This is a genomic window from Gordonia sp. PS3 (assembly GCF_041950545.1).
Taxonomy (GTDB): Bacteria; Actinomycetota; Actinomycetes; order Mycobacteriales; family Mycobacteriaceae; genus Gordonia; species Gordonia sihwensis.
This window is the reverse complement of record NZ_CP169524.1, coordinates 1,588,868-1,614,773: the sequence shown is the minus strand read 5'-3', so window position 1 is coordinate 1,614,773 and position 25,906 is coordinate 1,588,868. Positions and strand designations below refer to the sequence as shown.

Sequence of the window (25,906 nt, the reverse complement as noted above, 5' to 3'; positions counted from 1 at the left end):
GGACCCCCGTCATGTTCCGCAAGATCCTTGTCGCCAACCGAGGCGAGATCGCGATCCGCGCCCTCCGCGCGGCCGTCGAGCTGGGCATCACCACCGTCGCGGTGTACCCGCACGAGGACCGGAACTCTCCCCACCGGTTCAAGGCAGACGAGGCGTACCGGATCGGCGAGCCCGGGCATCCCGTTCGGGCCTACCTCGATGTGGACGAGATCATCCGTGTCGCGAAGGAATCCGGTGCCGACGCCGTCTACCCCGGATACGGATTCCTCTCCGAGAACCCCGAACTCGCACGGGCGTGCGCCGCGGCCGGGATCACCTTCGTGGGTCCGACTGCCGAAGTCCTTCAGCTGACGGGCAACAAGTCTCGAGCGATCGCCGAAGCCCGCGCCGCCGGGCTCCCGGTCCTGGCGTCGACCGAACCCTCCACCGATGTGCAGACGCTACTGGACGCCGGCGAGTCGATGACCTTCCCGGTCTTCGTCAAGGCCGTCTCGGGCGGCGGTGGTCGCGGCATGCGCCTCGTCGACGATCCCGCGCTCCTGCGCGCGGCGCTCGAAGAGGCCTCCCGCGAAGCGGAGTCGGCGTTCGGCGACGGTGCGGTGTACATCGAGCAGGCGGTGAGCGGGCCGCGGCACATCGAGGTCCAGGTCCTCGGCGACGCCACCGGCGATGTCGTCCATCTCTATGAGCGCGACTGCTCCGTCCAGCGTCGCCATCAGAAGGTCATCGAGCAGGCACCCGCTCCGGACCTGCCCGCGGACCTGCGCGAGCGCATGTGCGCCGACGCCGTGCGCTACGCACGCCACATCGGCTACACCTGTGCCGGGACGGTCGAGTTCCTCCTGGACACCAGCGGCGACTACGTGTTCATCGAGATGAATCCCCGCATCCAGGTGGAGCACACCGTCACCGAAGAGGTGACCGACGTCGATCTCGTCCAGACCCAGTTGCAGCTCGCCGCCGGAGCCACCCTCGCCGGTCTCGGACTGTCGCAGGACACGATCGCGCTGCACGGTGCCGCCATGCAGTACCGGATCACCACCGAGGACCCCGCGAACGAATTCCGGCCCGACACCGGACGCATCACGGCGTACCGGTCGCCCGGCGGCGCCGGCGTCCGCCTGGACGGCGGGACCACGGTCGGCGCGGAGGTCGGCGCCTACTTCGACTCCATGCTGGTCAAGCTCACCTGCCGCGGGTCCACTCGCGACATCGCGCTCGCCCGCGCCCGCCGCGCGCTGATGGAGTTCCGGATCCGAGGGGTGACGACGAACATCCCGTTCCTCCGCGCAGTGCTCGACGATCCGACGTTCCAGTCCGGCGCCGTCGACACCGGCTTCATCGCCGCGCATCCGGAGCTGCTGCACGGCAACGCTCCGGCCGACCGCGGCACACGCATGCTGAACTACCTGGCCGACATCACGGTCAACTCCCCCAACGGCAAGGCTCCGGCGGGCGTGGACCCGGCCTCCAAGCTGCCGCGGCCGGCATCCGAGCGATCCGTGCCGGAGGGCTCCCGCCAGCGGCTCGCCACCCTCGGCCCCGAACGCTTCGCCGCCGATCTCCGTGCGCAGAAGGCGCTGGCGATCACCGACACCACCTTCCGCGACGCGCACCAGTCGCTGCTCGCCACACGCGTCCGCACCAAGGACCTGACCGCGGTCGCCGGCCACGTCTCCTCGAGTATCCCGGAACTGCTGTCGATCGAGGCCTGGGGCGGTGCGACCTACGACGTCGCCCTGCGTTTCCTGCACGAGGATCCGTGGGACCGCCTGGCACGACTGCGCGAGGCGGTGCCGAACATCTGCCTGCAGATGCTGTTGCGGGGACGCAACACCGTCGGCTACACCCCTTATCCCACCGAGGTGACCGATGCCTTCGTGGCCGAGGCCGCCGCCACCGGCGTCGACATCTTCCGCATCTTCGACGCGCTGAACGACGTCGACCAGATGCGTCCGGCGATCGACGCCGTGCGCGCGACCGGCACTGCGGTCGCGGAGGTGGCCCTCTGTTACACCGGTGACCTGACGGACCCGGCGGAGGATCTCTACACTCTCGACTACTATCTCCGGCTGGCCGAGCGCGTCGTCGACGCCGGCGCGCACATCATCGCCGTCAAGGACATGGCCGGGCTGCTGCGCGCCCCGGCCGCCACCACGCTCGTGACGGCCCTCCGGTCGCGTTTCGACCTTCCCGTTCACGTCCACACGCACGACACCGCGGGCGGCCAGCTGGCGACGTACCTCGCGGCGTGGAACGCCGGCGCGGACGCGGTCGATGTGGCCGCGGCCCCGATGTCGGGCGGTACCAGCCAACCGTCGATGTCGGCGGTGGTCGCGGCGACCGCCCACACCGACCGCGACACCGGCATCGACCTCGACGCGGTCTGCGAGCTCGAGCCCTACTGGGAGTCGATGCGCGGGCTCTACCACCCGTTCGAGGCCGGCATCCCCGCTCCGACCGGCCGTGTGTACACCCATGAGATCCCGGGCGGTCAGCTGTCGAATCTGCGTGCGCAGGCCACCGCTCTGGGGCTCGCGGACCGGTTCGAGGAGATCGAACGCGCCTACGCCGGTGTCGACCGGGCCTTCGGCCGCCTCATCAAGGTGACGCCGTCGTCGAAGGTCGTCGGCGACCTCGCCCTCGCTCTCGTCGGTTCGGGCGTCAGTGCCGAACAGTTCGCCGCCGATCCGACGGTGGTCGACCTCCCCGAGTCGGTCACCGGGTTCTTCCGCGGCGAGCTGGGCACTCCGGCCGCGGGTTGGCCCGAACCGCTCCGCACCCGGGCGCTCGGCAACACGCCGGCCGTGGCACCGCCGCTCGCCGAACTGACCGACGACGACCGCGCCGGGCTCGCAGCCGACTCGCAGACGCGCCGGACCACACTGTCACGGCTGCTGTTCCCCGGTCCGTCCAGGGAATTCATCGAGCACCGCGAGACCTTCGGCGACACCTCGGTGATCGGCACCCGCGAGTTCTTCTACGGTCTGGTTCCCGGCACCGAACACGTCGTGGAACTCGGACCCGGTGTCACGCTCCTTCTCGGCCTCGAGTCGATCTCCGAAGCCGACGAACGCGGGATGCGCACGGTGATGTGCTGGATCAACGGCCAGCTGCGGCCGGTCCAGGTGCGCGACCGCTCGATCGAAGACGCACGGCCGCGGGCCGAGAAGGCCGATCCGTCGGTTCCCGGTCAGGTGCCCGCCCCGTTCGCCGGCGTGGTCACCCTGGAGGTGTCCGAAGGCGACGAGGTGGCCGCGGGCGACACGATCGCCCATATCGAGGCGATGAAGATGGAGGCGGCGATCACCACGCCGGTGGGCGGCGTGGTCGGCAGGATCGCGGTGCCGGGGGTGGCGCAGGTGGAGAACGGCGACCTGCTGATCACGATCACCTCCGGGGTATGAGTGCGGCGGACCGGCCGTCGATCGATCTGCCGAAACTGCTCGACGGCCGGCTGAAGATCCGGCACCTGGTCTTGATCGACGCGCTGTCGCGGCAGGGCAGCGTGATCGGCGCAGCCGCGGAACTCCACGTCACTCAGCCGGTCGCCACGCGAAGCCTGCGCGACATCGAGGCGATCGTGGGAGTGGAGCTGTATGAGCGCGGCCCGCGGGGAATCACGCCCACGATCTTCGGGGCGGCGTTCACCGAGCACGCGCGGGCGATCCTCGCACAACTGAACCAGGCGGGTCGCCATGTGGTGGAGCTGGCGGACGCCGATCGCGGAACCGTGATCGTCGGGACGCATCTCGCGGGATCGAATGTGCTTCTGCCGCAGGCGATTGTGCAGTTGAAAGCGAAGCATCCGCGACTCACCGTCGTGGTACGAGAGGGCTCGCCGGAAGCGCTGCTCGCCGAGCTCGAGGCGGGTCGCATCGACATGATCGTCGGTCGTCTGACATCGCCGAGCACATCGACCATCACGCGTCTCCCGTTGTACGAGGAGTCGGTGGAGGTCTTCGCCGGCTCCACCCACCCCCTCGCGGGGGCCGGACCCTTCTCTCTCGCCGACACCCGCGGTTACCCGTGGGTACTCCCCGGCGTCGAGACCGCCCTGCGCGGGGAACTCGAAGCGGTGTTCGCCCGCAGCGGAACCGCGTTGCCGGAGAACCGTGTGGAAGCGACGAGCTTCCTCACGGTACGGGAGCTGCTGCACCATACGGAGACGCTCGCTGTGCTGCCCAGCCTCATCGGACGCGGCGACGCCCGCCTCACCCCGCTCGACGTGGACCTCGGATCCATCGGGCACAGCGTCGGACTCACCGTCGCCGCCGACCGTCCGCTCAGCCCGTCGGGCCAGGCTCTCGTCGCGCACCTGCGGACGGTCGCCGAAGTACGGCTCGGTTGAGACTGCAGGAGACGGACAGGTCGGCGGCGCCGCCGTCAGTGGCCGGCGGCGCCGATCGACTCGTAGGCCCACATCGTCAGGTATGCGGCGGCCAGGAAGACAGCGACCGCGACGGCGACGCCGGACGACTGCACGTGCGCGAAGGGTGATCTCACCCATCCCATCGTCTGGGCGACGACGGCGTCCGGCCGGGTCACGAGATCCCAGGAGTTCCAGCGCTGGAATCGGCCGATGACCACTCCTACGGCGCAGAGGATCACCGATGCGGCGACGGCGGCCCAGCCCGCGGCCCGTCCCCAGTCCGCTTCGATGCGTCGGTGCACCAGCCGCATCGAGACCACGCCGAGCATCACGCCGGTCCATGCCGCGAATCCGTACTGGAGAATGTGCCGCCAGAGTTCGTAGCCTTCGCCCAGATGCACGAGGTCGGTGATCAGGTAGGGCGCGTTGGGCAGGAAGGCCAGCCACGCGAGTCCGAGCGGAATCAGCGCAAGCTTGTTTTGCACGATGACGAAGGCGCACGCGATCAGCAGCGGAAGCCAGGCGAGGAATAGGTTCCAGATCAGGAAACGGGTCGGATACACCAGCGGCGCATGGGGATCGGTCACACCGACGACGATCGTCAACGCCGTCGTCGCGGCCAGGGCGCCGATCAGGGCGAGCCGGCGCCAGGTGAAAGACATCGTGTCCGAAGTCGGCTCTTCTCGCATGGCCACACGGTACGCGAGCGGCCGAGCCCGAGCTCGCCCCGACTCGTCCGGACAGACGACAACACCCCGGAACCGAGGTTCCGGGGTGTTGTTCAGTCAGTCACTCCGACCGACCGCGCGTGAATCAGGCGTTGCCCGACAGCTTCTCGCGCAGTGCGGCGAGCTGCTCGTCGCTGGCGAGCGATCCGCCGGTCTGGGCCGGGCCGCTGCTCGACGAGGTCGACTGCGAAGCCGAGCTCGACGACGAGTAGTCGCTCGGAGCGTTCTCCGCCTCGGCGGCAGCCGCGGCGAACTTCTCGATCTGAGCGGTGTGCAGCTTGTGACGGCGCTCGGCCTCCGCGTAGCGGGCCTCCCACTCCTCACGCTGCTTGTCGTAGCCCTCGAGCCACTCGTTGGTCTCGGCGTCGAAGCCCTCGGGGAAGATGTAGTTCCCCTGGTCGTCGTAGCTGTCGGCCATACCGTACTTCGAGGGGTCGAACTCCTCGGTGTAGTCCTCGTTGGCCTGCTTCAGCGACAGCGAGATGCGGCGGCGATCCAGGTCGATGTCGATGACCTTGACCATCGCGTCGTCGCCGACGGAGACGACCTGGTCCGGAACCTCGACGTGGCGCTCCGCCAGCTCGGAGATGTGGACCAGACCCTCGATGCCCTCTTCGACGCGCACGAAGGCGCCGAACGGCACGAGCTTGGTGACCTTGCCCGGAACGATCTGACCGATCGCGTGGGTACGGGCGAACTGGCGCCACGGGTCTTCCTGGGTGGCCTTCAGCGACAGCGACACGCGCTCGCGGTCCATGTCGACGTCGAGGACCTCGACGGTGACCTCGTCGCCGACGGTGACGACCTCGGACGGGTGATCGATGTGCTTCCACGACAGTTCGGAGACGTGAACCAGACCGTCGACGCCGCCGAGGTCGACGAACGCACCGAAGTTGACGATCGAGGACACGACGCCCTTGCGGACCTGGCCCTTCTGCAGCTGGTTGAGGAACTCGCTGCGGACCTCCGACTGGGTCTGCTCCAGCCAAGCGCGGCGCGACAGAACGACGTTGTTGCGGTTCTTGTCGAGCTCGATGATCTTGGCCTCGACCTCCTTGCCGATGTACGGCTGCAGGTCGCGGACGCGACGCATCTCCACCAGCGAAGCCGGGAGGAAGCCGCGCAGGCCGATGTCGAGGATCAGGCCGCCCTTGACGACCTCGATGACGGTGCCCTTGACGGCCTCGTCCTTCTCCTTGAGCTCCTCGATCGTGCCCCAAGCGCGCTCGTACTGCGCACGCTTCTTCGACAGGATCAGGCGGCCTTCCTTGTCCTCCTTGGTGAGAACGAGGGCCTCGACCTCGTCGCCGACGGTGACGACTTCGTTGGGGTCGACGTCGTGCTTGATCGACAGCTCGCGCGAGGGAATGACGCCCTCGGTCTTGTAGCCGATGTCGAGCAGGACCTCGTCGCGATCGACCTTGACAATGGTGCCTTCGACGATGTCGCCGTCATTGAAGTACTTGATCGTCGAGTCGACAGCGGCGAGGAAGTCCTCGGCCGAGCCGATGTCGTTGACGGCTACTTGCGGCGAGGAAATCGTGGGGGACGACATATGTTGAGTTGCTCCGGACAGGTATCTAGTAGGTACGGTAAACGGGACAGTCTTCGCAGGCTGCGCCCGGTTTCCTTCGATTGTGCGCACCGCCTCGACGTGACGTTCCGGTCGGCGCAGAGTGCATGCTTCGCGCATACACGTGTGCAAGCGTACTACTGCGGGCCTACCTGCACAAATACTGTCTCCGGGACGCACGCACAGAAGGAGCCGAGGATGGCACATTCGATCGAGATCCTGCCCGATCCCGAGACCGAGGCCGCCGTTCGTGCGCAGTGGGACGCGCTCGAAGCCGCCGGATTGCCGAGCGCGGGCCGGGTGCGGGCCCGGACCAATCGGCCGCACTGCACCCTGCTCGCCGGCACTGCGATCTCGCCCGCCGCCGATTCCGCCCTGGCCTCCACGGCCCAGCGACTGCCCTTCGAGTTCCGAGTCGGCGGCGCGGTCGTGTTCGCCGCCGGCCGCAAGTACACACTGGCCCGCGCGGTGGTGCCGTCGTCGGAACTGCTCACCGTCCATGCGACGATCGTCCGGCTCACCCGCGAACGGGTCACCGAGCTCGCGCAGCACAGCCTGCCCGGACAGTGGACGCCGCACGTGACGCTCGGGCTGCGACTGACTGCCGACGAGCTCGCGGCCGCGCTGCAACTGCTGTCGTGGCCGACCGTCGTAGGACGGGCGTCGGCCATCCGCAGGTGGGACGGCGACGCGAAGGTCGACGTGGTGATTCCCGGCCGAGGCTGCTGAGGTCGACGTGTGCTCCGCGTTCAGTGACCGGCATGCGGTCACTAGGCTCGGAGCCAACGCCATGCCACGAGAGGACCATCTCCATGACTTCCCGACCGCCTCGCGTCCTCGGTGAGATCGACTCGGCCGTCAGCGAACGAGCGAACCGGACATGGTGGGACGGCGAGGCCGACGAGTACCACGAGGAGCACGGCCACTTCATCGGCGGCGACACACCGGGAGGCGAGTTCGTCTGGGGCCCCGAGCGCTACCGGGAGTCGGAGGCCCGGCTTCTCGGCGACGTCGCCGGCCGCGACGTGCTCGAGGTCGGATGCGGCTCGGCGCCGTGCGCGAGATGGCTGAAAACCCAGGGCGCCAACGTGATCGGTCTCGACGTGTCGATCGGCATGCTGCGGCACGGCCTGGAGTCGATGCAGCGCGACGACGCACCGGTTCCCCTCGTCCAGGCCGGCGCCGAGCACCTCCCCTTCGCCGACGAGTCGTTCGACAAAGCCTGCTCGTCGTTCGGCGCCGTCCCGTTCGTCGCCGACTCGGCCCGCATGATGCGCGAGGTCGCGCGGGTGCTGCGCCCCGGCGGCCGATGGGTGTTCGCCACCAACCATCCGATTCGCTGGATGTTCCTCGACGACCCCGGACCCGAAGGTCTCGTGGTTCGTATGTCGTACTTCTCGCGAACCCCATACTCGGAGACCGGCGACGACGGCGAAGTCACGTACGTCGAACACCACCGGACGATCGGTGATCGCGTTCGCGAGATCGTCGCCGCGGGTTTACTGCTGGAGGACATCGTCGAGCCGGAGTGGCCCGACGACCTCGAGGACGAGTGGGGCCAGTGGTCGCCGCTGCGGGGCTCCTACTTCCCGGGCACCGCCATCTTCGTCTGCCGCAAGCCCGAATGAGGCGCGCAGAGCCGTCGAGTCTCGACGGCGCGACCGTCCGCCGTCTCGGGTCTCCCGCCGACCGAGCGAACCCAACCCTCCCGCCGACGAGCGAACCCGGCCCTCCCGCTGGTTGAGCGAGCGGAGCGAGTCGAAACCACCCAGACCACCCTCCCGCGTGCACCAATGGATTTCGACTCACTGCGCGCACGCAACCCGCTGACGGTCACCCAGCGTCAAGCTCGACGCGGCGACTTCGACGATCTGCCCGGAGCCGGCGAACCTCTCGATCTGTCAGACCACGACGACCCGGATTGGTGGATCAAGCGCTACTTGAAGCGAGAGCGGCTCGTCTCACTGCCGCCGTCCCTCCAATTGCGGAAGGACGACGCCGAACTCGACGCCGAACTCGATGCGATGTCCAGCGAGCGGGCCGCGCGCCGCGAGGTGGAGGATTTCAACACCCGGGCGGTCAACGCCCGGTATCAGACCCCGGAAGGGCCGCCACTGATCACGATGCCGCGCGACGTCGAGGCGACCATCGGCGCGTGGGCCGCCCGCCGGGCGGCTCGAGCCGAGCAGGCTCGCACGCACGCTGAGATCGCGACCGACTCCGCTCCGGGCACGAGACGTGGCGGCGCGGCGTAGCCTGGGCTCATGTGCCGCAACATCACCGAACTGCGCGGCCTTGAGCCGGCAGCGACTGACGAAGAGATCCGGGCAGCCGCGCTGCAGTACGTGCGGAAGGTCTCCGGAATCCGCAAAGTCACCGACGCCAACCACGACGCGATCGAGACGGCGGTAGACGCCGTGACCGCGGCGACCGTTGAACTCCTCGACGCACTTCCGGCCCGCAGGCAGCCTCCGCGAACCGTCCCGCCGCTGCGGCGTCCCGAAGTACGAGCACGAATCGCGGCGCGCGAGGCGCGCCGACCGATTCAGTCCTCCTGATCGATCTCCGCCAATACCTTGCGCAATCGACTCCGATCGGAGGACGAGAGCCGACGGAACAACGCCGACTCGACCACGTCCAGGCCCCTGTCGGCCTCACCGAACCGCTCGGTGCCGGCAGGGGTGATCGTGACGATCTGCCGACGCCGATCCTTCGGGTCCGGGGAACGCGCGGCCAGCCCCTCCTTCACCAAGCCGTCGATGTACGGAACGAGATCGGGCGGATCGACGCGCACCGCCTCGGCGAGCTGCCGCTGATAGAGCCCCTCGCCGTCGACGAGCACCGCGAGGATCGCGTGTTGATGCGGCAGGAGCCCGTGCCGTCTCAGCTCCGCCGCATACGCCCGGCGCACCCCGATCGCCGCCTTCACCAACTGGAAGCCGAGCCGTGCGCTCAGCGAATCGCCGAGAAGGTCTTCTGGCGGCGCCTTACCTGTCATCCCGTCAGCCTATCGAGTGCGGCAACTCTCACCGATTTCGTTATGGATCATAATTGTTGGTTGACCCATTCATTATTGCGGTCTACCTTCAGACGCGAGAACACGTTCCCCAAGCGAAGGACTCTCGAATGATTCAAGAACTCTCGTACGTCGGCTTCGGCTCACCGCGCTCGTCGGACTGGGCGACCTACGGACCCGAGATCGTCGGCGCGATGATTCACAGCCGAACGTCCGACGGTACGGTCCGGCTCGCTGTCGACGACGTCGACTTCCGCATCTGCATCCACCCCGGCGCGACCGACGAACTCCGATACACCGGCTGGGGCTTGGCCAACGAGACCGATCTGCACGCGTTCGCCGAGCATCTCGCGCGCCGCGGATTGAGCCTGGAGTGGGCCGACGCACCGGTCGTGCGCGACCGCGGCGTCGCCGAACTGGCCTGGTTCACCGACCCGTGGGGACTTCGCCACGAACTGTCCTGGGGCAAGGGCGCCACCCCCAACTCGTTCCGCGCGGGACGGACCATGCGCGGCGGGTTCGTGACGGGCGATCAGGGGCTGGGACACATCGTCTACCAGGTACCGGACCTCGCGGAAGCCGACGAGTTCTATTCCGGGGTACTCGGATTCCGGCTCTCCGACCGAATAGTGTCGGATCACTTCGACGTGCGGTTCTACCACGTCAACGGCCGCCACCACTCGCTGGCGCTCGCGGAGGCGCCCGGCCACATCGGCGTGAACCACCTGATGCTGGAATACCAGCACATGGACGATCTCGGCCGCGCGATCGACCTGGTCGAGAAGCATCGCGTTCCGGTGATGCAGACGCTCGGCCGGCACTCGAACGACCTCATGACGTCGACCTATGTCGGGACGCCGTCGGGGTTTCAGCTGGAGCTCGGCTACGGGGGTCTGGTGGTCGACGACCTGAGCTGGATCGCCCGCACCTACCGCAAGCCGAGCTTCTGGGGCCACCGCTTCACCGAGGCGGCCCGGACCGATCCGCCCGAGATCCTCACGCCGATCGCCACCGTGTGAGCGGGCCCGCTACAGCAGCTTGGAGAGGAACTCCTGGGTTCGCGCCTGCTGCGGGTTCGACAGCAGCTCACGGGGATCCCCGCGTTCGACCACCACTCCACCGTCCATGAAGACCAACTGGTCGGCCACCTCGCGGGCGAAGCCCATTTCGTGGGTGACCACCACCATCGTCATCCCCTCCGCGGCGAGGGTCCGCATGACCGCCAGCACGTCGCCGACGAGTTCCGGGTCGAGAGCCGAAGTCGGCTCGTCGAAGAGCATCAGCTTCGGATCCATGGCGAGCGCGCGGGCGATGGCGACGCGCTGCTGCTGTCCGCCCGAGAGCTGGGCCGGGTAGGCGTCGGCTTTGGCCCGCAGGCCCACCTGGCTCAGCAGGTCCAGAGCGCGCTCGGTGGCCTCGCTCTTGGACTTCCCGCCGACCAGGACCGGAGCCTCGATGATGTTCTCCAGCGCGGTCCGGTGCGGAAACAAGTTGAAATGCTGAAACACCATCCCGATGTCGCGGCGCTGCCTGGCCGCCTCGCGCGGGCTGAGCTCGTAGAGTCGGCCGCCGCGCTCTCGATAACCGATCAGTTCGCCGTCCACCTCCAGACGTCCGGCGTTGACCTTCTCGAGGTGATTGACGCACCGCAGAAAGGTGGACTTCCCCGAGCCCGAGGGGCCGATCAGACATGCGACCTCGCCGGGTTGCACCTCGATGGACACACCCTTCAGCACCTGAAGGGCACCGAAGTTCTTGCATACGCGGTCGGCCAGCACCATCGGCCGGCCGCCGTCGGACGAAACACCGGTGTCCGTCACTTGCCCTCCTCCACGACCGTCTTGTTGGCGGCGGCGAGCGCCTGCAGCTGGCCCTCCGACAGCTCGCGCGAGGCACCCTTCTCGTAGTGCTTCTCAACGAAGTGCTGCCCGATCATCAGCACCGAGGTGACGACCAGATACCACGTCGACGCCACGAGCAGCATCGGGATCGGCTGGAAGTTGACGCCCGAGATATCCCGTTGGCGGCCGTACAGTTCGAGGCTGAAAGGCACCGCGGCCACGAGGCTGGTGGTCTTGAGCATGCTGATGACCTCGTTGCCGGTGGGCGGGATGATCACCCGCATCGCCTGTGGCAGCACGATTCGCCGCATCGTCTGCCACCACGACATGCCCAGCGCCACCGACGCCTCCATCTGTCCTTCGCCCACGGAGGAGATGCCGGCGCGGACGATCTCCGCCATATACGCGGCCTCATTGAGGGCGAGCCCGATCACGGCGATCAGGAAGACGTACTTGAGGCTGAAGGCCTGGATGTCGATTTCGAACGCGGTCGGGCCGAAGGGTATGCCGACCCGGACGGTCTTGTAGAGCGAACCGACGAGCCCCCACAGGACCAGCTGAACGAAGATCGGAGTGCCACGGAACACCCACAGGTACACCCAGGCCGCGGAACTGAGCACCTTGTTCTGCGACATCCGCATCACCGCCAGGATCACGCCGAGGATCACCCCGATGATCATCGCGAGGACGGTCAGCGCCAGCGTGTATCCGACACCCGACAGGATGCGTTCTTCGAACAGGTACTTGCCGTAGGTGGACCAGTGGTAGGCGGGATTGGTGGCCGCGCCGTACACGAAGAGCCCGACCAGCCCGAGAATGATCACAGCGGCGATCCACTGTCCGGGATGCCGGAGGGGGACGGCCTTGATCGGTGCGGGGGTCTCCGCCGTGTCGCCGGCCCGGATGTCACTTGCCGTCATCGGTTCAGCCCTTCGCTCCGTTGATCTCGGATCGCTGAATCATTCCTGCTTCCACTCCCCAATGTGTGGCGATCTTCTCGTACTGACCGTTGTCGATGAGGTACTGCAGGGCTGCCTGCAAAGCGGGTCCGAGCGCAGAGCCCTTGACGATCGGCCACCCGTACGGCGCCGCGTCGTACAGCGGCCCCACTTCCTCGAGCTGACCGTCGGTCTTCTTGATCGCGTACGCGGTCACCGGAGAATCGGCCGAGAACGCGTCGATCTGGCCCAGGAGCAAGGCGTTCACCACCTGATCCTGGGTTTCGAACTTGACTTTGATGATCGGGTCCTTGCCCGCCTTCTCGCATGCGGCGCTCTTGGCGGGGACCTCATCGGTGTCTTCGACCGTGGTGCTCTGCACTCCGACGCGGAGGCCGCAGGCGTTGTCCGGGTCGATCCCCCTGCCCACCTTCTGCGCCCATTTGATTCCGGCGCTGAAGTAGTCGACGAAGTCGACCTCCTTCTGCCTCTCCAGCGAGTCGGTGAACGACGACATCCCCAGATCGAACGTGCCGCCCTGCATCGCGGGGATGATCTTGTCGAAGTCGGACTCGCTGTACTCGGCCCGCAGCCCGAGGACGCCGGCCACGGCGTTCATCAGGTCGACGTCGAATCCGATGATGTGACCTTCTCGGTCCTTGAACTCGTTCGGCTGGTACGGCGGGTTGGTACCCACACGCAGCACTCCGGATTCTCGAATGCTCGCGGGCAGCATCGCGGCGATCTCGGGCTGCTTCTCCACCTTCACCGTGATCGGCTTGGTGTCGAGCGCCGACTCGTCGACCACGCAGCCCGACAGCACGGGAACTGCGAGCGCCGCGGCCGCCACACCGGCCAGCACCCGCACGCGCAGCGATCGCACTCGCATCGGCACCTCTCCGTCGTGACCGGGGATCGGTGTGATCCCCCGGAGTCTATGAGTATGACGGGTTCGCCGGCCGCCGCGGCCGACCGGGGCGAGATTCAGCCGACCTGCGCCGCGACCGCCGCCCCGAACTCCGAGGTCGACGCACCGCCGCCCAGGTCGGCCGTGGCGATCCCCTCACCGAGCACATGGGCCACCGCGCCGTCGATCGCATCGGCCGCTGCCGACAGTCGGCTGTCGCCCGAACGCGCAGCATGCCAGCGCAGCAGCATGGCGCCCGAACCGATCATGGCGACCGGATCGGCGATGCCGCGGCCGGCGATGTCCGGTGCGGCGCCGTGCACCGCCTGCGCCATGGCGCGCGTGTCCGAGGCGTTGATCGACGGGGCCAGGCCGAGGGAACCGGATAGTTCAGCCGCCAGGTCCGACAGGATGTCGCCGAACAGGTTCTCGGTGACGATCACATCGAAGTCAGCCGGGCGACGCACCAGCAGCGCCGCCATCGCGTCGACGTGCTGCTCGTCCACCCGGACGTCCGGGTAACGCTCGGCGACCGCGAGGCATTCGTCCCGGAACAGTCCCGTCGTCAGTCGCAGCACGTTGGCCTTGTGCACCACGGTGACGTGCCCGCGCCGCCGCCGTGCCGCTTCGAAGGCCTCGACCGCGATGCGTTCGGACGCCGCGCGGGTGACCACGCCCACCGCGAGCGCGACGTCCGGCGTCGGCATGAACTCGCCGCTGCCGATCGTCATGTTCCGGTCCGCGTACAGTCCCTCGCTGTTCTCCCGGACCACCAGGACATCGATGTCGGGCGCGGTCGCCGTCACGCCGGAGACAGCCCGGGCGGGCCGTAGATTCGCGTACAGACCGAACTGCTTGCGCAACACCGCGCCCGGCGGCGGATACCGCACTTCGGCCGGGTACGAGGCGCTGTCATGCGGTCCGACCACCCAGAGATCGAACTTCTCCAGCGCGTCGAGCGTGCTCGCGGGCACGGGCGCGCCGTCGGACTCGACGGCGGCGGCACCGAACGGCAGCGCGGTGGTCTCCACCGTCAGCCCCTGCGCCGCGAGGGCCCGGGTCGCGACGTCCACGGCAACCGGCACCACCTCGGGTCCGATTCCGTCGCCCTCGAGGACTGCGAGGCGGAGCGTGTCTGTCATTCGCGGGTTCCTGTTCATCGGGACTGTCTCTGTAAGAGAAGGTCCCATACTTCGGCTGACCGTCGCCACGTTGTCGCGGAGTCACCGCGGCTGGTGTTCGTCTCGATGCGCTCCGTCGCTTCGCTCCTGCGCTTACTCGACAACCCTGTTCGGGTCAGTGCGCGGCGTCGTCCCAACTCCGGCCGTAGCCGACCGAGACCTCCAGTGGAACCGAGAGCTCGATCGCTCCGCCCATCTCGGCGCGGACCACCGCCTCCACCGTCTCCCGCTCGCCCCGGGCTACCTCGATCACCAGTTCGTCGTGCACCTGCAGCAGCATCCGCGACGACAGCTTCTCGGCCCGCAACCGGTTCTGCACGTTGATCATCGCCACCTTGATGATGTCGGCGGCGGTGCCCTGAATGGGGGCGTTGAGCGCCATCCGCTCGGCGGCCTGACGACGCTGGAAGTTGTCGGAGTTGAGGTCGGGCAGATACCGGCGCCGGCCGAACAGGGTGGCCGTGTACTCGTTCCGGCGCGCCTCCTCGACGACGCGGTGAAGATAGTCGCGGACGCCGCCGAAGCGATCGAAGTACTGCTCCATCTGCTGCTTCGCCTCTTCGCGGCTGATCCCGAGCTGAGCGGCCAGACCGTATGCCGACAACCCGTAGGCCAGGCCGTACGACATCGCCTTGACCCGTGAACGCATCTGCGGGTCCACCTGGTCCACCGGAACCCCGAAGGCACGCGAACCGACGAAGTTGTGCAGGTCCTCACCGGTGTTGAAGGCCTCGATCAGTCCCTCGTCCTCCGAGAGGTGCGCCATGATCCGCATCTCGATCTGCGAGTAATCGGCCGTCATCAGGCTCTCGAACTCCACGGGCGCGGCCCCGATCGGCACCGGGCCCGGCGCCACCACGAAGGCATGCCGGATCTGGCGGCCCGCATCGGTGCGCACCGGGATGTTCTGCAGGTTCGGGTCCGTCGAGGACAGCCGACCCGTCGCCGCCACGGTCTGATTGAACGTGGTGTGGACGCGCTGATCGTCCGCGACGGTCTTCTGGAGGCCCTCCACCGTCACCCGCAGCCGGGTGGCGTCGCGATGCTCGAGCAGATGCTTCAGGAACGGATGCTCGGTCTTCTCGTACAACGACGTGAGAGCGTCCGCGTCGGTGGTGTAGCCGGTCTTGGTCTTCTTCGTCTTCGGCATGTCGAGCTTGTCGAAGAGGATCGCCTGCAGCTGTTTGGGCGACCCGAGGTTCACCTGCTCGCCGATCACCTCGTACGCCGCCTCGGCCGCGTCGCGCACCCGCTGCGCGAACCCGCGCTCGAGCGCGTCCAGGTGTTCGACGTCGACGGCGATGCCCGCGCACTCCAGTTCGGCGAGAACGAACGCGAGCGGAAGTTCCATCTCTCGCAGCAGCGCCGAGCCCTCGATCCGCTCCAGTTCCGTGTCCAGCGTGTCGGCGAGTTCAGCGACAGCCTGGGCCGACAGCATCAGTTGATCTGCCGCGCGCTGCGCGTCGGCGTCGTCGTCGAGCAGTGAGAGCTGACCGTCGTCGGTCTGGGCGTCGTCCGCCTTGAGCTCGCGTCGCAGGTACCGGAGCACGAGGTCGTCGAGGTTGAAGGTCCGCTGTCCCGGCCGCACCAGATACGCGGCGAGAGCGGTGTCGGAGGTGACTCCGGCCAGCGTCCACCCGCGTCCGCGGAGCGCGTGCAGGGCCCACTTCACCTCGTGCACGGCCTTGGGCCGGGTCTCGTCGGCCAGCCAATCCGCCAGCGCCGCATCGTCGTCCACACTCAGCGAGGTGGGATCGATGAACGCGGCCTCTCCGTCGGACCCGGCGATAGCGAGCGACTCGACGTCGCTGCCGACCACCGCGCGCCGACCGGTCACCGCGAGTCCGCTGCGCCCCGACGCGGTGTGTTCGGCCAGCCACCCGGCCACCTCACCCGAGCCCAGTCGCGTCCCCCGCAGGTCGAAGCCCGACTCCGCCTCGGGCTCCACCGAGGTCAGGGTGGAGAACAGCCGGTCGCGCAAGACCTTGAACTCGAGATCGTCGAAGAGCCGGTGGATCCGGTCCCGGTCCCAGCCGTGCAGGGCCAGGTCGTCGGGGCCGGCGGGCAACTCCATGTCGCGGACCAGTTCGGTCAGCCTGCGGTTCATGATGACGCCGGCCAGATTGGCGCGCAGTGAATCACCCACCTTGCCCTGCACCTCATCGGCCCGGTTCACCAGTTCCTCGAACGAGCCGTATTCGCGGATCCATTTGGCCGCCGTCTTCTCCCCGACCCCCGGGATGCCCGGGAGGTTGTCGCTGGGGTCGCCTCGGAGCGCGGCGAAGTCCGGATACTGCGACGGCGTGAGGCCGTACTTCTTCTCCACCTCTTCGGGGGTGAAACGGGTGAGCTCCGACACCCCGCGCTTCGGATACAGCACGGTGATGTTCTCGTTGACCAGCTGCAGTGAGTCGCGGTCGCCGGTGACGACGAGGACCCGGTACCCCTGGCGGTCGGCGGCCGTCGCGAGCGTGGCGATGATGTCGTCGGCCTCGTACCCCTCGATCGCCATCACCGGGATGCCCATCGCGTCGAGGACGTCCTTGGTGAGGTCGACCTGGCCCCGGAATTCGTCGGGCGACGAACTCCGCTGCGCCTTGTACTCGGGGAACATCTCCGACCGGAAGGTCTGCCGGGAGACGTCGAACGCGGCGGCGATGTGGCTCGGCTCCTCGTCGCGCAGCAGATTGATCAGCATCGACGTGAAGCCGTAGACCGCGTTGGTGCTCTGGCCGGTGTTCGTCTTGAAGTTCTCGGCGGGCAACGCGAAGAACGCCCGGTAGGCCAGCGAGTGACCGTCCAGAAGCATCAGCGTCGGCCTGCCGCCCGCCTTGCCCGCGGCTCTGGTCCCCGCACCCGACTTGTTCGTTGTCTGCGCTGCACTCACGCAGACGAGTCTAGGGCGTGGGTCGGACAGTCGCGGCAGCCCGCTACGACCGCGGCTGGTCGGTCCCGTCGCCGAGCGTGTCGACCACGATCTCGGCGACGGCCTTCATCGTGGCGCGCTTGTCCATCGCGTTCCGCTGAATCCAGCGGAAGGCCTCCGGCTCGGTCATTCCCTGCTTGTCCATGAGCAGACCCTTCGCCCGCTCGATGAGTTTCCGGGCCTCGAAACGGCCTGACATGTCGGCGATCTCAGCCTCGAGCACCTTGAGCTCACGATACCGGCTGAGCGCCACCTCGATCGCGGGGACGAGGTCGGCCTGGTTGAACGGCTTGACCAGGTACGCCATCGCGCCGGCGTCGCGGGCACGTTCGACGAACTCACGCTGGCTGAACGCCGTCAGCATGACGACGGGTGCGATCCTCTTGCGCGCGATCTCGCTGGCCGCGTCGATGCCGTCGCGGACCGGCATCTTCACATCCATGATGACGACGTCGGGACGGAGCTGCTCGGCCAGATCGACGGCGACCTGACCGTTCGGGGCCTCCCCGACGACGTCGTATCCCTCGTCGCGCAGCATCTCGATCAGATCCATGCGGATCAGCGAATCATCCTCGGCGACAACGACTCTGCTCGCCGGCTTGTCGGGGTCGTTCATCGCTTCGCTCCGATCGCTGACGGCGGTCACGCATCTGCGCCGAACGCAGAATCCATACGTGCCCCGGGCCGGACTCGAACCGGCACCTCGTTAGAGACCGCATTTTGAGTGCGGCGCGTCTGCCAATTTCGCCACCGGGGCCGGTGGTGGTGCGAGATGCAAGTGTACTCATGCTCTGGTCCGGATCGCGCATCCGCCCCATGCCGCGGCGCGGTGGCGGGCGACGCGCCCCACACGACTCTTCCCTTTCCTTCACCTCCGACTTATTGTTACCTGAGAGTCAGGTCACAGAACGATGAAGGCGTGTCCGGTTCGACTCTGCTTGCTCGGGGAGGAAACACCAGGTGAAGTCATCACTACGCGGCCGGATCGTGACCGCTGCCCTCGCACTGCTCATCGCCCTGCCGCTGGTGGCGCTGCCGATAGGCACCGGCCCGTCGGACGCCGCGGTCTTCGGGACGCTCGGCGCCCGATGGACACGCACGCAGGACGGCCCCCAGAAGTACTCGGGGTACCGAGTGACCCCGGACGTGCCGATCCGCATGTCGGACGGGACGGTGCTGCGGGGCAACCTGATCCGTCCCACGGACCGGTCCGGCGCGCCGGTGCGAGAGAAGCTGCCGACCATCGTCAACATGACGCCCTACACCAAGATGGTGTCGGCGCTCGCGAGCGAGGTGATGAACTATCCGGTCCTGGCCCCGCAGCTGATCGACCTGCTGAACGGGATCAATCTCCAGGGCACGGTGCTGTCGGGATACAACGAACTGGTCGGCGCGCTGCGCGGCGGCCTGATCCAGACCTTCTCGTACGATCCCAAGCTCATCAAGAGCGGCTACAACATGCTCGTCGTAGACGTGCGCGGCACCGGCTTCTCGCAGGGCACCTGGCAGGTCTTCGGCGATCGCGAGCGCCGCGACACCGTCGAGGTGCTGGACTGGGCGTCCAAGCAGCGATGGTCGAACGGGAAGACCGGCATGGCCGGGGTCTCGTACTCGGGGATCAACCAGTTGCAGGCCGCCGCCGACGCGCCGGGCAAGCTGGGCGCGATCTTCCCCGTCGTCCCCGGTGCGGATCTGGTGCGTGACATCATCGCGCCCGGCGGCGGTCTGGGCGTCGGATTCCTGAGCTTCTGGCTGGCGATCGTGAACGGGACCAAGATGATTCCCAACATCGCCTCGATGCTGAACGGAACCTTCGACTGGAAGTGGCTCGCCGACCGCGTCAAGGACCCGCTGACGTACTTCGACCTGCTGATCGACGCGCTCGTGACGCGTGACGTCAACGGCTTCAGCCCCCAGACGCGCAGCATGATGACGGCCGGTACAGCTCGGCGCGACTCGCTGTACACGGATGTCGGCGCGATCACGACGCCCTCCTTCACGATCGGCGGGTGGAACGACCTGTTCACCAACTCCGAATCCCGGATGCTCCGGGGCCTCTCGCAACTGCCGGATGCGAAGAAGAAGCTCATCATGGACGACGGCTACCACGTGACGTCGAGTTCGAACTTCGGCCGGCCCGGATACCCACCGCGCCTCGACGTCCTCGCGCGAGCCTGGTACGACAAGTGGCTCAAGGGCATCGACAACGGCATCGACCGGTACCCCCAGGCCACCTTGGCGTCGGAACCGAACGGCGGGTTCCTGCAGGGCCCGTCGTTCCCGCTGCCCGGACACACGTACCAGCGCCAATACCTGCGCGGCACACCGTCGCATTCGGTGAACACACCGGTCGCAGGCGACGGGTCACTCAGTGCGAGCAGGCCCGCGAAGCGCGCCACGCGCGAGGTCAAGCCCGGACTCTCGACACTCTGCGACCGCGACTCCGCTCAGTCGACCGCCGGCGTGACCGCACTGTTCGACTTCTGCGGCAACGACACCCGGCTCTCGGAGACGGCGGCGCAGACCTTCACCGGCCGGCCCGCGACCGCTCTGACCCGGATCAGCGGCACCCCCGTCGTCCATCTGCGGCAACGGCTGAACGCGCCCGACGGCTACTGGCACGCGACGCTCAACGTCGTCTCCCCCGACGGCCGGTCACGCGTGGTGTCCATGGGACAGCTGATGGTGTCGTTGCGCGCGGTGGACCCGAGCCGAAGCGGATACGCACCGAACGGAGACCTCACCGACCCGGTCCTGTACCTCTCGCTCGACCACTACGCCAAGGTCCGGCCGGGCCAGATCCTCGACGTCGACATCCCGATGTCGGCGACGCAGGCCGCGCTGAAGCCCGGAGATCGACTGCGGGTGGACCTCTACTCGCTCAACTTCCCGAAGTCGCTGCCGCTCGGCCCGGGTCTGTGGTCGTCGCAGCTGCGGCCGCAGTACATCGAGATCGATCCGGCGAAGCCCAGCTGGGTCAACGTCCCGCTCTCGCGTCCCCTCGGCTGAGCTCGCCGTGCGGCCGGCAGTGGAGATCGCGGTGCAGGATGCCGAGGGCGCCGCGACGGCACGGGCGAACGGCGCCGATCGCGTCGAACTGTGCACGGCGCTGGGAGTCACCGGCGGACTGACGCCGTCCGCGGGACTTCTCGACGCGGTGTGTGCGGTCGGGATCGACGTGCACGCCCTGATCCGCACCCGGCCGGGAGGATTCGTCTACTCGGACGCCGAAGTCGATGTCCTCGCGGCCGACGTGGCCGCAGCCGTCCGGCTCGCCGTCCGGCTCGGTGCGCGAGGCGTCGTGATCGGCGCGCTGCACGCCGACGGGACGGTCGACGCCGGCGCGACCGGACGACTCCTCGCGGCGGCGCGTGACGCCGAGCAGCGGGCCGGCCGGCGCATCGACGTGACTTTCCACCGCGCCATCGACGCCGCCGCCGATCCGATCGCCGCCCTCACCGTGCTCGCCGGTCTCGGCGTCGATCGCGTCCTCACCTCGGGAGGTGCTGCTCGCGCCGGCGACGGACTCGATGTGCTGCGTGCGCTCGTGGCCGCCGACACCGGTGTCGAAGTGATGGCGGGCGGGGGCGTCACGGCGGAGGCCATCCCTGCCATCCGGGGCACCGGCGTGCACGCGGTGCACCTGTCCGCGAAACGCTCGGTGCGGGATCGGGGCGTCGCCGGCCCGGGTGGAGGTGCCGCGTCGGATCTGGAGATGACCGACGCCGGTCTGGTGCGAGCGGCTACGAAAGCAGCGCACCGTCCTTGAGTGCCTCCTCCGACACGAGAGTGCGGTACAGCCTCCCGATCTCGACCGTGTAGAGCGAGGCGACCCGGACGTCGCGGATCTCGAATCCGGCAAGGCAGATACCGCTCGGGAGTGCGCGGAATCGGTCGAGCGTCGACTGGCCGTAGCGTTCGCCCGACTGAGCATCGAAGATCTGCACGAGGGAGCCGAAGCCCACGGCGGGGAGCCGCGGCATGTTCCGCGTGGTGCAGTCCACCTCGACGGCACCGGTGGCGGTGTAGCGCGAACTCGACACCACGCCCGAGCCGATGGCGAGTGCGGCGAAGGCGATCAGCACCACTGCGGCGACGGCGCTGCCCACGCGGATGCCGATCTTCCATCGGCGCTGCCACCGTTTGGGCGACAGCGGCGGGCCCGGCGGCAGGAAGAAGCGCAATTCGGACGGAGCCTGCCCGCCGGACGGAAGGGCGGGCTCCGGATTCGGGATGCTCTCGGTCATTCTCGGGCCTCAGTCGCGCGGCGGGAAGTACTTGATGAGCGCCTCCTGCACCACAGAGGTCGCGAGCGTGCCGTCGCGCTTGAAGAATCGGCCCGAGCCCAGCCCGCGCGAGCCGGCCGCGACCGGGGACTCCGTCGCGTACAGCATCCACTCGTCGAACCGGAAGTCGTGATGGAACCACATCGAATGGTTGACGGTCGCCGCGAACAGCCGGTCGTGTCCCCACGACAGTCCGTGGGTGGTGATGATCGAGTCGAGGACCGTGGTGTCCGACGAGTACGCCATCGTCGCGACATGCATGAGCGGATCGTCCGGCAGCACACCGTCGGCCTTCATCCAGGCGCGGTTGTGGGTCAGCTTCTCGCCGGTCCCCTTCATCACCCAGGCCGGATCGTTGGCGAACCGGATGTCCACCGGGTGCAGTGCGTTCACGAACGCCTCGATGGTCTCTTCGTACCCCTTGAAATGCTCGTCGAGCGGCGGCAACTCCTCCGGATACGGCACTTCGGGGATCTCCACGGCGTGCTCGAGACCCGCGGAGTTGTCCTGGAAGGCCACCAGCATCGTGAAGACCACCTCGTCACCCTGCTTGGCAGTCACCTGCCGGTTCGCGAAGGCCCGTCCGTCGCGGTAACGGTCGACGTGATACTCGATCGGCTCGGTGACGTCGCCACCGCGGATGAAGTGCGCATGCAGTGCGTGGACCGGCGGCGCACCCTTCACCAGGGTCCGGCCGGCCGCCACCACGCCCTGCCCGAGCAACTGCCCGCCGAAGGTGCGGGCCATCACTTGATCGCCGTGCTGCCCGATGAACAGGTCGTCGTCGACGCGCTCCAGATCGAGGAGTTCGAGCAGCTCGGCCAGATCGGCGGACGTCGTCGCCGCAGCGTCGGTGTTCGGGTTGGTCATGCCACAACCCTATGCCAGCAATGCGGGCCGCCCGCCGCCCCGTCGACTCGACGGGCGGCGCCGCACCGCTGGTCGCGGATCAGTGGTCCTGCTCGCCGATGCGATGGACGTGGACGAAGTTGGTCGACCCGATCACCGAAGCCGGAGCTCCGGCGATGATGACGACCGTGTCGCCCTTCTTGAGCCGCCCGTTCTCGGTGAGGACGTCGTCGACCTGGTCGATCATGTCGTCGGTGTGCTGCATCCGCGGCACGAGGTACGAGTCGACGCCCCAGCTGACCGCCATCTGATTGTGCGTGGCCTCGGTCGCGGTGAACGCGATCAGCGGAACCCGCGAGTGCAGTCGCGCCACCCGGCGGACGGTGTCACCCGACTCGGTGAAAGCGATGATGGCGATGGCGTTGAGTCGCTCCGCGATGTCGCGAGCCGCGTAGGTCACGATGCCGCGGCGGGTGCGCGGGACGTGCTTGAGCGGCGGGACGTCGCGCGTGCCGCCTTCGACCGCCGACACGATGCGGCTCATGGTGCGCACCGTCTCGAAGGGGTACTTGCCGACCGAGGTCTCGCCGGAGAGCATCACGGCGTCCGCGCCGTCCAGCACGGCATTGGCCACATCCGAGGCCTCGGCACGCGTGGGCCGGGAGTTCTCGATCATCGAGTCGAGCATCTGCGTCGCGACGATCACCGGCTTCGCGTTCTCACGCGCCATCTGGATGGCCCGCTTCTGCACCAGAGGCACCTCCTCCAGCGGCATCTCGACGCCCAGGTCGCCGCGGGCGACCATGATCGCGTCGAACGCCAGCACCACGGCCTCGAGGTTCTCGATGGCTTCGGGCTTCTCCAGCTTGGCGACCACTGGAACGCGACGGCCGACGCGGTCCATGACCTCGCGCACCAACTCGATGTCAGCGGGGCTGCGCACGAAGGACAGGGCGATCAGGTCGACGCCGAGTTCCAGGGCGAACTCCAGATCGGCGATGTCCTTCTCCGACAGGGCGGGCACCGAGATCTTCATGCCCGGCATCGACAGGCCCTTGTTGTTACTGACGGTGCCGCCCTCGGTGACGGTGCACACGACGTCGTTCCCGTCGACCCGGTCGACCACCAGGCCGACCTTCCCGTCGTCCACCAGCAGACGGTCTCCCGGCTCGGCGTCCTGGGCGAGCTGGGAGTACGTGGTCGACACCCGATCGTGGTCGCCGATCACGTCGTCGACGGTGATCCGCACCTGCTCGCCGTCGTTCCAGTCCACGGCGCCGTTGGGCCGGCCGTTGTCGGCGAACTTGCCGAGCCGGATCTTGGGGCCCTGCAGATCCGCCAGGATGCCGACGGGCTTACCGGTGGCGAGGCTCGCTCCGCGAACGTTGTCGTAGACGCTGCGGTGGTCGGCGTGCGCGCCGTGGCTGAAGTTCAGTCGGGCGACATCCATGCCGCACTCGACGAGTTCGGTGATGCGTTCGAGGGTATTGGTGGCGGGGCCGAGGGTACAGACGATTTTTGTTCGACGAGTCACCCCTTAAGGCTAGCGGTCGCGCCACAGCGTGTCGCCTCGGTCTCAGCCGGACACCGGTGACGACCGACTCACTTGTCCTTCGAGGTGTCGGGACCGCTCCGTTCGTCGCCTTCGGCCGGTCGTTCCCCGTCGGTCTCGACGGTCTCGTCGGCTGTGTCATCGGCGGTCTGATCGACCTCTTCGGGCGCCTCGGGGGCCTCAGTGACCCCGCGGGCCTCGGGTGCGTCGCGCTCGGGTGCGTCGTCACTGCGGCGGATCTCGATGGACCCCGCCGAACCGCCCGGATTCTGCTCGATGATCGTGATGCCCGAGAGCTCCTCGTCGTCCGCGGGAACGATCGTGTACCCCTGCTCCACCGTGGATTCGGCGATCGACGGTTCGACGCCCGGGACCACCGTGCCCTCCGGCTCGGACCCGGCGGCGTCGGTCTCATCGGTCTCGGCGGCACAGGTCTCGGCGGCACAGGTCTCGGCGGCATCGGTCTCGGTCTCATCGGTCTCGGCGGCCCCGGCCGCGATTTCGACTGTCTCGGTATCGGTCTCGTCCGCGCCGACAGCAGCCTCCGCGGAGTCCGCCTCCGGAGCGAAGAGAGCGTCGGAGGTGGCCGCCACCTCGAACTCCGGTTCAGCGGCCTCCGGAACCTCCGATGCGGCCTCGTCGTGAGTCCCGGCCTCGGCGTCATAGTCCGCCGGGCCCTCGTCGACCACCTCGTCCTCGTAGACCGCCTGATCGTCATAGAGCGTCTCGTCGTCGACGGCCTCGTCATGGAGCGTCTCGTCGTCGTAGACCGCCCGATCCTCGTCGGCCGCCTCGTCGTCCATCTCGGGCGGCACGTATCCGACGGCGCCCTCGGCCGCGAGTTCCTCCGCCTTGCGCGGCCAGTACATCGACAGACCCTGCTCGCGGCCCTTGGGCGCCATGACGAAGTAGAGGGCCGCGCACAGGAACACGATCGCCGCGGTGAAGACGTTCACGCGGACGCCGAAGATGTGCGTGGCGTAGTCGTCGCGCATCAGCTCGACGACGAACCGGCCGACGCAGTAGCCCGCGACGTACAGCGCGAAGAGCCGGCCGTGCCCGATGCGGAACCGCCGGTCGACGAGCACCAGCACGACCACGAAGAAGACATTCCACAGGAGTTCGTACAGGAAGGTCGGATGCACCACCGCGTACACGTTCCCGGTGGAGACGCCGTCGATCAGCTTGTACGAGATCACTCCGCTGGAGTCGGAGCGGTCGTAGATCTCCAGGCCCCACGGCACGGTGGTGGGCCGACCGAACAGCTCCTGGTTGAAGTAGTTGCCGAGCCGGCCGATGGCCTGCGCCAGCAGGATCGCCGGCGCGATCGCGTCCCCGAACGGCGGAAGCCTGATACCCATGGTCCGGGCTCCGAGCCATGCACCGACAGCGCCGAGCGCGACCGCGCCCCAGATGCCGAGGCCGCCGTCCCAGATGCGGAAGACCGCACCGAGGCCTTTTCCTCCGGCGCCGAAATACGTGCTCCAGTCGGTGAGCACGTGATACAGCCGGCCGCCGATCAGCCCGAAGGGCACCGCCCACAGTGCGACGTCGACCACCTCACCGGGCTGACCGCCGCGGGCCCGCCAGCGGCGACTGCCCCACCAGACCGCGACGACGATGCCGACGATGATGAACAGGGCGTAAGCGCGGATCGGCACGGGGCCGAGGTACCACACCCCCTGCGGCGGGCTCGGAATGTAAGCGAGGACGGTTCCGTCAGTCACGGGTGCCACA

General features: G+C 68.0%; 22 protein-coding genes and 1 tRNA gene. 9 read left to right on the top strand and 14 right to left on the bottom strand.

Annotated elements, in window-relative coordinates:
• Positions 1 to 11 precede the first annotated feature (11 nt).
• Both ACE11G_RS07460 and ACE11G_RS07455 read left to right on the top strand, forming a co-directional pair.
• The gene (locus ACE11G_RS07460) at positions 12 to 3,407 is read left to right on the top strand and encodes a pyruvate carboxylase (RefSeq protein ID WP_006895419.1); all 3,396 of its coding nucleotides are present in this window, start codon (positions 12 to 14) and stop codon (positions 3,405 to 3,407) included.
• Complete coding sequence (locus ACE11G_RS07455) at positions 3,404 to 4,351, top strand: LysR substrate-binding domain-containing protein (protein WP_006895418.1); 948 nt, start codon at positions 3,404 to 3,406, stop codon at positions 4,349 to 4,351. The genes ACE11G_RS07460 and ACE11G_RS07455 overlap by 4 nt, the downstream gene beginning before the upstream one ends.
• A 35-nt stretch (positions 4,352 to 4,386) precedes the next feature.
• Here ACE11G_RS07455 and ACE11G_RS07450 read toward each other — a convergent pair whose 3' ends face one another.
• Both ACE11G_RS07450 and rpsA read right to left on the bottom strand, forming a co-directional pair.
• Positions 4,387 to 5,061, bottom strand: a complete 675-nt coding sequence (locus ACE11G_RS07450) for a DUF1361 domain-containing protein (protein WP_375003990.1) — start codon at positions 5,059 to 5,061, stop codon at positions 4,387 to 4,389.
• Between the two features lie 124 nt (positions 5,062 to 5,185).
• Positions 5,186 to 6,655 carry a 30S ribosomal protein S1 gene (gene rpsA / locus ACE11G_RS07445; RefSeq protein WP_006895416.1) on the bottom strand — a complete coding sequence of 490 codons (1,470 nt, stop codon included), beginning with the start codon at positions 6,653 to 6,655 and terminating at the stop codon, positions 5,186 to 5,188.
• A gap of 216 nt (positions 6,656 to 6,871) precedes the next feature.
• Between rpsA and ACE11G_RS07440 the strand changes: the two genes are divergently transcribed.
• From ACE11G_RS07440 to ACE11G_RS07425, 4 genes are all read left to right on the top strand, one after another.
• Positions 6,872 to 7,402, top strand: a complete 531-nt coding sequence (locus ACE11G_RS07440; RefSeq protein WP_006895415.1) for a 2'-5' RNA ligase family protein — start codon at positions 6,872 to 6,874, stop codon at positions 7,400 to 7,402.
• Positions 7,403 to 7,485: 83 nt separating this feature from the next.
• Entirely contained in the window at positions 7,486 to 8,301 is an 816-nt protein-coding gene (locus ACE11G_RS07435; RefSeq protein WP_006895414.1) for a class I SAM-dependent methyltransferase, read from the top strand.
• 165 nt (positions 8,302 to 8,466) lie between these two features.
• A complete protein-coding gene (locus ACE11G_RS07430; RefSeq protein ID WP_062367741.1) occupies positions 8,467 to 8,928 on the top strand; it encodes a DUF1992 domain-containing protein in 462 nt (153 codons plus the stop codon).
• 9 nt (positions 8,929 to 8,937) lie between these two features.
• Entirely contained in the window at positions 8,938 to 9,231 is a 294-nt protein-coding gene (locus ACE11G_RS07425) for a DUF2277 domain-containing protein (RefSeq protein WP_006895412.1), read from the top strand.
• Here the strand turns inward: ACE11G_RS07425 and ACE11G_RS07420 are convergent.
• Positions 9,219 to 9,671, bottom strand: a complete 453-nt coding sequence (locus tag ACE11G_RS07420) for a MarR family winged helix-turn-helix transcriptional regulator (RefSeq protein ID WP_375003989.1) — start codon at positions 9,669 to 9,671, stop codon at positions 9,219 to 9,221. The genes ACE11G_RS07425 and ACE11G_RS07420 overlap by 13 nt on opposite strands.
• Positions 9,672 to 9,799: 128 nt before the next feature.
• Between ACE11G_RS07420 and ACE11G_RS07415 the strand changes: the two genes are divergently transcribed.
• Positions 9,800 to 10,708, top strand: a complete 909-nt coding sequence (locus ACE11G_RS07415) for a VOC family protein (RefSeq protein ID WP_375003988.1) — start codon at positions 9,800 to 9,802, stop codon at positions 10,706 to 10,708.
• A 9-nt stretch (positions 10,709 to 10,717) separates the two neighbouring features.
• On the opposite strand, the gene ACE11G_RS07410 is transcribed toward ACE11G_RS07415, so the two are convergent.
• The 7 genes from ACE11G_RS07410 to ACE11G_RS07380 form a co-directional block, all read right to left on the bottom strand.
• Positions 10,718 to 11,470 (bottom strand): amino acid ABC transporter ATP-binding protein, encoded by a 753-nt coding sequence (locus ACE11G_RS07410; RefSeq protein WP_006895409.1) that lies wholly within the window; start codon positions 11,468 to 11,470, stop codon positions 10,718 to 10,720.
• A gap of 35 nt (positions 11,471 to 11,505) precedes the next feature.
• Positions 11,506 to 12,450 carry an amino acid ABC transporter permease gene (locus ACE11G_RS07405; protein WP_006895408.1) on the bottom strand — a complete coding sequence of 315 codons (945 nt, stop codon included), beginning with the start codon at positions 12,448 to 12,450 and terminating at the stop codon, positions 11,506 to 11,508.
• A gap of 4 nt (positions 12,451 to 12,454) precedes the next feature.
• Positions 12,455 to 13,357, bottom strand: coding sequence for an ABC transporter substrate-binding protein (locus tag ACE11G_RS07400; protein WP_045536784.1), 903 nt, complete (start codon positions 13,355 to 13,357; stop codon positions 12,455 to 12,457).
• A gap of 95 nt (positions 13,358 to 13,452) precedes the next feature.
• Entirely contained in the window at positions 13,453 to 14,517 is a 1,065-nt protein-coding gene (locus tag ACE11G_RS07395) for an isocitrate/isopropylmalate dehydrogenase family protein (protein WP_062367738.1), read from the bottom strand.
• A gap of 154 nt (positions 14,518 to 14,671) precedes the next feature.
• Positions 14,672 to 17,365 carry a DNA polymerase I gene (gene polA, locus ACE11G_RS07390; protein ID WP_375004110.1) on the bottom strand — a complete coding sequence of 898 codons (2,694 nt, stop codon included), beginning with the start codon at positions 17,363 to 17,365 and terminating at the stop codon, positions 14,672 to 14,674.
• 121 nt (positions 17,366 to 17,486) lie between these two features.
• Entirely contained in the window at positions 17,487 to 18,098 is a 612-nt protein-coding gene (locus ACE11G_RS07385) for an ANTAR domain-containing response regulator (RefSeq protein ID WP_006895403.1), read from the bottom strand.
• A 59-nt stretch (positions 18,099 to 18,157) separates the two neighbouring features.
• Positions 18,158 to 18,239 (bottom strand) — tRNA-Leu (locus ACE11G_RS07380).
• Between the two features lie 203 nt (positions 18,240 to 18,442).
• Between ACE11G_RS07380 and ACE11G_RS07375 the strand changes: the two genes are divergently transcribed.
• Positions 18,443 to 20,491 carry a CocE/NonD family hydrolase gene (locus ACE11G_RS07375; RefSeq protein ID WP_045536777.1) on the top strand — a complete coding sequence of 683 codons (2,049 nt, stop codon included), beginning with the start codon at positions 18,443 to 18,445 and terminating at the stop codon, positions 20,489 to 20,491.
• Positions 20,492 to 20,498: 7 nt separating this feature from the next.
• On the top strand, positions 20,499 to 21,251 hold the full coding sequence (locus ACE11G_RS07370; protein ID WP_375003987.1) for a copper homeostasis protein CutC: 753 nt from the start codon (positions 20,499 to 20,501) through the stop codon (positions 21,249 to 21,251).
• Here the strand turns inward: ACE11G_RS07370 and ACE11G_RS07365 are convergent.
• The 4 genes from ACE11G_RS07365 to lgt all read right to left on the bottom strand — a co-directional run bounded on the left by ACE11G_RS07365 (position 21,226) and on the right by lgt (position 25,896).
• Positions 21,226 to 21,729 (bottom strand): hypothetical protein, encoded by a 504-nt coding sequence (locus ACE11G_RS07365; protein WP_045538804.1) that lies wholly within the window; start codon positions 21,727 to 21,729, stop codon positions 21,226 to 21,228. The two genes, ACE11G_RS07370 and ACE11G_RS07365, sit on opposite strands and share 26 nt — an antisense overlap.
• 9 nt (positions 21,730 to 21,738) lie before the next feature.
• Positions 21,739 to 22,638 (bottom strand): acyl-CoA thioesterase II, encoded by a 900-nt coding sequence (locus ACE11G_RS07360; protein WP_045538805.1) that lies wholly within the window; start codon positions 22,636 to 22,638, stop codon positions 21,739 to 21,741.
• A gap of 79 nt (positions 22,639 to 22,717) precedes the next feature.
• Complete coding sequence (gene pyk, locus ACE11G_RS07355; protein WP_375003986.1) at positions 22,718 to 24,151, bottom strand: pyruvate kinase; 1,434 nt, start codon at positions 24,149 to 24,151, stop codon at positions 22,718 to 22,720.
• A 68-nt stretch (positions 24,152 to 24,219) separates the two neighbouring features.
• Positions 24,220 to 25,896 carry a prolipoprotein diacylglyceryl transferase gene (gene lgt, locus ACE11G_RS07350; protein ID WP_375003985.1) on the bottom strand — a complete coding sequence of 559 codons (1,677 nt, stop codon included), beginning with the start codon at positions 25,894 to 25,896 and terminating at the stop codon, positions 24,220 to 24,222.
• Positions 25,897 to 25,906: the final 10 nt, after the last annotated feature.